At 63.5% G+C, this 4,577-nt stretch carries 4 protein-coding genes and 2 pseudogenes; 4 read left to right on the top strand and 2 right to left on the bottom strand.

Annotated elements, in window-relative coordinates:
* Positions 1–108: 108 nt before the first annotated feature.
* Positions 109–1,476: pseudogene (locus J4E08_RS24345) on the top strand (IS3 family transposase).
* A gap of 15 nt (positions 1,477–1,491) precedes the next feature.
* On the opposite strand, the gene J4E08_RS24340 reads toward J4E08_RS24345, so the two are convergent.
* Positions 1,492–1,653 carry a hypothetical protein gene (locus J4E08_RS24340; RefSeq protein WP_349540715.1) on the bottom strand — a complete coding sequence of 54 codons (162 nt, stop codon included), beginning with the start codon at positions 1,651–1,653 and terminating at the stop codon, positions 1,492–1,494.
* A gap of 57 nt (positions 1,654–1,710) precedes the next feature.
* Here J4E08_RS24340 and J4E08_RS24335 point away from each other — a divergent pair.
* The 3 genes and pseudogenes from J4E08_RS24335 to J4E08_RS24325 form a co-directional block, all read left to right on the top strand.
* Positions 1,711–2,247: pseudogene (locus J4E08_RS24335) on the top strand (transposase); the annotation flags it as partial.
* A gap of 70 nt (positions 2,248–2,317) precedes the next feature.
* Positions 2,318–2,593, top strand: a complete 276-nt coding sequence (locus J4E08_RS24330) for a hypothetical protein (protein WP_349540714.1) — start codon at positions 2,318–2,320, stop codon at positions 2,591–2,593.
* A complete protein-coding gene (locus J4E08_RS24325; protein ID WP_349540713.1) occupies positions 2,577–2,768 on the top strand; it encodes a hypothetical protein in 192 nt (63 codons plus the stop codon). The genes J4E08_RS24330 and J4E08_RS24325 overlap by 17 nt, the downstream gene beginning before the upstream one ends.
* 259 nt (positions 2,769–3,027) lie before the next feature.
* Here the strand turns inward: J4E08_RS24325 and J4E08_RS24320 are convergent, their stop codons facing one another.
* Positions 3,028–4,413 (bottom strand): phosphomannomutase, encoded by a 1,386-nt coding sequence (locus J4E08_RS24320; RefSeq protein WP_349540712.1) that lies wholly within the window; start codon positions 4,411–4,413, stop codon positions 3,028–3,030.
* Positions 4,414–4,577 lie beyond the last annotated feature (164 nt).

Below are 4,577 nucleotides of genomic sequence, written 5' to 3'. Positions count from 1 at the left end.
ACTCGGCAACGATCCCTGACGACCAAGAGGGGTACGACCCATCCCCCGCCACCACGCCGATTTGCGCGATCTGCGTAGTGGCTCCCATCATGCAACGAGAGCTGGTAAATCCATAAGACAAGAGGGGGCATTCTGTCGGAGCATGAGGCCGGCGCGAAGTGTGCCGACCTGTGCCGCAAGCACGGCATGTCGGAAGGTACTTTCTACAACTGGAAAGCCAGGTTCGGCGGCATGACGGTGTCGGAGGCGAAGCGGCTGAAGGCGCTCGAGGACGAGAACGCGAAGCTGTAGGTCCAAGGGACCGTGGCCCCAGTGGGGCCGCGTAAGCCCGCAGGGCGCTGGCCGAGCAGATGCTCGATCTGGCCGCGATGAAGGATCTGGTCGCAAAAAAATGGTAGGGCCCGCCGTGAAGCGCGAAGCGGTCGCATACCTTCAGGCCGGTCACGGTCTGTCGGAGCGGCGGGCCTGCCGGATCATCGGGGCGGATCGCAAAATGGTCCGCTATCAGTCGCGGCGTGCGCCGGATACGGAGCTGCGAGGGCGGCTGAGGGAGCTGGCCAATGAGCGTCGGCGGTTCGGCTATCCGCTGCCCGGCAGGGTCATGCGAAGCATGATCCCGAGAGGGGGCGGCTGTTCGTTCTGCTTCGCCGCGAAGGCGAACCTTCCGGCATCAACCGGATCTATCGGCTCTACCGCGAAGAAGGCCTGACGGTACGCAAGCGGAAGGCCCGGCGCAAGGCGGTCGGGACACGGGCGCCGATCCTGGTCGAAGCCCGGGCCAATGCGCGCCCCCTCTCGTCGTTTGCTGTGCAAACGACTGCCGGTCGACGGGATCGCTGGATTTCGTCCATGACCAGTTCGCCAACGGCCAGCGCTTCCGGGTGCTCAACGTGGTCGATGACGTCACCCGTGAATGCCTGGGGGCGATCCGTTCGCCATCGGCCTCGAACCGATGGCGGCTCGATGGCTCACCCTCGATCTCGGGGCGGCGTGTTGCCCGTGAGCTTTCAGCCCTGATCGAGCGGCGTGGAAAACCGGGGATGATTGTCAGCGAGTTGCCATTGTTGCGCCATTGGTCCGAGCCACAATGGCGACGGGACGGAACTGACCTCGAATGCGATCCTGCGCTGGTGTTCCGAGAACCGCGTCGAGTGGCATTACATCGCGCCGGGAAAACCGATGCAGAGTGGCTTCGTGGAGAGTTTCAACGGTCGGATGCGCGACGAGCTGCTCAACGAGACCATGTTCCGCAACCTGGCCCATGCCCGTATCGTGATCGCCGCCTGGGCTGCCGACGACAACACCGAACGCCCGCATTCGGCTTTAGGTTACGAGACCCCGGCCGACTATGCGCGGACCCTGACCACCGCAATCGCCCTCCCCGCTGCGCGAGATGAAAGCTCCGCGCGTCGGGCGATTGCTCAACCTGCGCCAATCGGCGTAAACAACCCTCGGACTCCGGTCGCGGCTGGATGAAAGTTCAGGGGCAGGTCAACCGGATTCAACAGATCTCTGACGCTCGAAACGCGGACGGAGCGGCTGACCGGCGATCCGGGCGCGATTCTGTTGCGCGAAGCGCTCGATGCAATCGGTATTGTGCCGTGGATGGCGGCTCGGATAAAGGATGATCGCCACTAGGCCGATGTCATCCACGACCTTCCGTCCTTGCTTCAAACCATGCTGCTGTTGGCAGGCTAGGGCTGGCAAGATCACGACGATGCCGACGCGCTGTGGCCCGACCCCGTGATGCGCTTGGCGGTCAGTTCCTTGGCCGGGCTGACGCCGCTGGCGTCGCAGCCGACATTGTCGCGCTGCACAGCGATGCTGGCGCGTCCCGAGAACCGACAGGTGCTGCGCGAGGCTGCGCTGGAGCTTGCAGGCCGCAACCTGCGTGCCGAGAACGGTGGCGCACGGCGCGCCCGCATCACGCTAGATATCTACAGCCTGCCGATCGAGGTGCATGGCCACCAACCGAAGGCGGAATGGAACGGCCACTATCGGGCTCGGATCTATCATCCGCTTATCACCTACATCGCCGAAACCGGCGATATGCTGGACGCCCGTCTGCGGCCGGGCAAGGTCGGCACCGCGGAGGGTGCGCTGGACGTGATCCTCAATGTCGTCGATCACGCCGAGGTAAGCCTGTGCAGGATCACCACCTTGCACATCGCTCAGGCTTTCCGTCCGGAACGCTCATGGCGGGGCTCAAGGCGCGCGGGGCGCATCATGTTGCCGCCTGCGCGCTAACCCCGCACTCGAGCGGCTGGTCGCGCAACACATGAAGCGACCCTCAGGACATCGTCCGACCAAACCCCGGATGTGGATCCATGAACCTGAATATCAGGCCAGCACCTTGGACGAGCCCGGCCGCGTCGTGCTCGTGATCAAGGAACGACCCGACGACCTGCTGCTCGACCGCTTCTTCCTCGTCACCTCGATCTCGCGTTTCCAGATGAATGGCCTCGACCTGCTGGATCACTATCGCCAGCATGGTAAGGCAGAGGGCCATAGGGGCGAGTTGATGGATGCGCTGGCACCAGCCCTGTCATCAACCAATCGGCCGAAACCCTACCTGTGTGGCAAAAAAAACTAAGACGGAGACCTCCGCTGTCGATTCATTCGCCTGTAACGAGGCGCGGCTTTTGACCGCCATGCTGGCCTATCAGGTGATGCACGTTGCGCGCCTTGTCATCTCAGCCCGCCGTATGACCCTGATCCTTGCCGAAGCCTCTGCGCCATTCTGGGCGGCCATATGGCCGCAGATCTAGGGATTGCGTGGCGCCAGCCCATGATCCAACGTCTCGTAGAGACACCTTGAGTTCGCTGACAACGCCTTTGGGTGTTCTTATCACATGCGCAGTGGCACCACAGAGATAACGGAAAGGCTGTTATGGGTAGCGCTATCGCAATTTAAAGGAGAAAGGCCAGGGGGCCATCCCAACGCCGACTCTCAACACAGCCTAAACCGCCCTCGCGCCCTGAAACGAGGGCCCGGCGAATAATGCGGGGTTAAGGTATGCTCGACATTCAACCGAGCTTGGTCTGCACCTTTTCCAAGGTCTTGCGAACGAGAGTGGCGGCTGCGTCTCGGGTAGGCGCTTCCGCATAGCATCGGAATTCCGGCGCGTTGCCGGAGGGGCGCAGATGCACCACCCGCCCACTGCCCAACGTCATGCGCAAGCCGTCGGTCGCGTCCAGAGCAGCTTCTGTTTCACCTAAGAACGCCGTACGGGCTTCCAGCGAAGAAGACAGCTTTGCAAGGAAGGCCCTGGAGTTTTCCGTCTCTATGCCCTGCAGGCGATCGGCGGCGGTAAAGACCGGGGGCAGGGTGTCCCAGACCTGTGACAGTGTTTTGCCCTTGGCCTGTGCGGCGGCCAGCGGCGCGATGATCGGCAGCAGGCAATCACGGGTCATAAGGGGCGTCAGCGGTCCGGTGGGGGCTGTGGCGGTAAAGCCCAGAAGGAAGCCGCCATTGGCCTCGTACCCCACGACTTCGGCGTCGTGATCGTCGTCCATCGCGTCTTCCATTGCGGCGATGACGAAGGGGGAGCCGATCCGGGTGCGGTCGATCTGTGCAAAGCCGAAGGACGGGTCCGCGACCATGGAGTTCGAGGACACCGGCGTGACCACGATCCGGGCCTTCAGCGCCTGTGCGGTCAGCGTGCCCAGTACGTCGCCGGGCACCACGCGGCCCGCATCATCCACCACCATCGGACGGTCCGCGTCACCATCGGTGGAGACCAGAACATCCAGCCCGTGCTCCGCGAACCAGCCTGCAAACAGCGCTTGCGTCTCTGGGTCCAGCGCTTCGGTATCCACCGGGATGAAAGTGTCGGAGCGGGCAATGGGCACGGCCGTCGCGCCGAGGGCGGTGAAGACCTCGACCATCATGTCACGTGCCACAGAGCTGTGCTGGTAGACGCCGACGGTCAGCCCGGTGAGCACATCGCCATAGGCATCGACGTAGCGGGCAACATAGGCTGTGCTGGCGTCCTGCGTGCGCGAGGCGCCTTTCGCGGGAACCCTTGTCACGGTGCCGATGGCCGCGACGATGGCGGCTTCGTCTTCCTTGGATATTTCGCCGGTTGGCACGTAGAACTTCAATCCGTTGCGGTCAGCGGGAATATGCGAACCGGTGACCATGACCGCGCTCCCGCGCGCATTGTTCGACGCCAGCGCAAGGGCAGGGGTCGGCAGCGCGCCGCAGTCCACGGCCTCCAGCCCCGCGGCCATCACGGCGTCGATCACCCAACCTGCGATCTGCGGCGAGGAGGGGCGCAGATCGCGCCCCACATAGACCGTGCCGCCATGCGGGCAGGCGGCGATGAAGGCGGTGACGTAGTCGCGAACCAGATCTTCGGTCAGCTCTGTCACCAGGCCGCGCAGGCCGCTGGTTCCAAATTTGGGTGCCATGCCGTTGATCTCCTTGGGGGTGTCGATTTCCAGATTTATTCCACGGTTACGGATTTTGCGAGGTTTCTGGGTTGGTCGACGTCTGTGCCTTTTGCGACGGCGGTGTGGTAGGCGAGCAGTTGCGCGGGCAGGGCGTAGAGGATGGGGGCGAGCAGGTCGGAGAC

It is taken from the genome of Sagittula sp. NFXS13, from assembly GCF_040148795.1.
GTDB lineage: Bacteria > Pseudomonadota > Alphaproteobacteria > Rhodobacterales > Rhodobacteraceae > Sagittula > Sagittula marina.
This window is presented reverse-complemented; position numbering and strand designations above follow the sequence as displayed.

Bases quoted from the DNA above. Each gene is read 5' to 3' on its own strand.
- J4E08_RS24330 (WP_349540714.1), top strand. From the start codon at position 2,318: ATGTGGATCCATGAACCTGAATATCAGGCCAGCACCTTGGACGAGCCC.
- J4E08_RS24320 (WP_349540712.1), bottom strand. From the start codon at position 4,413: ATGGCACCCAAATTTGGAACCAGCGGCCTGCGCGGCCTGGTGACAGAG.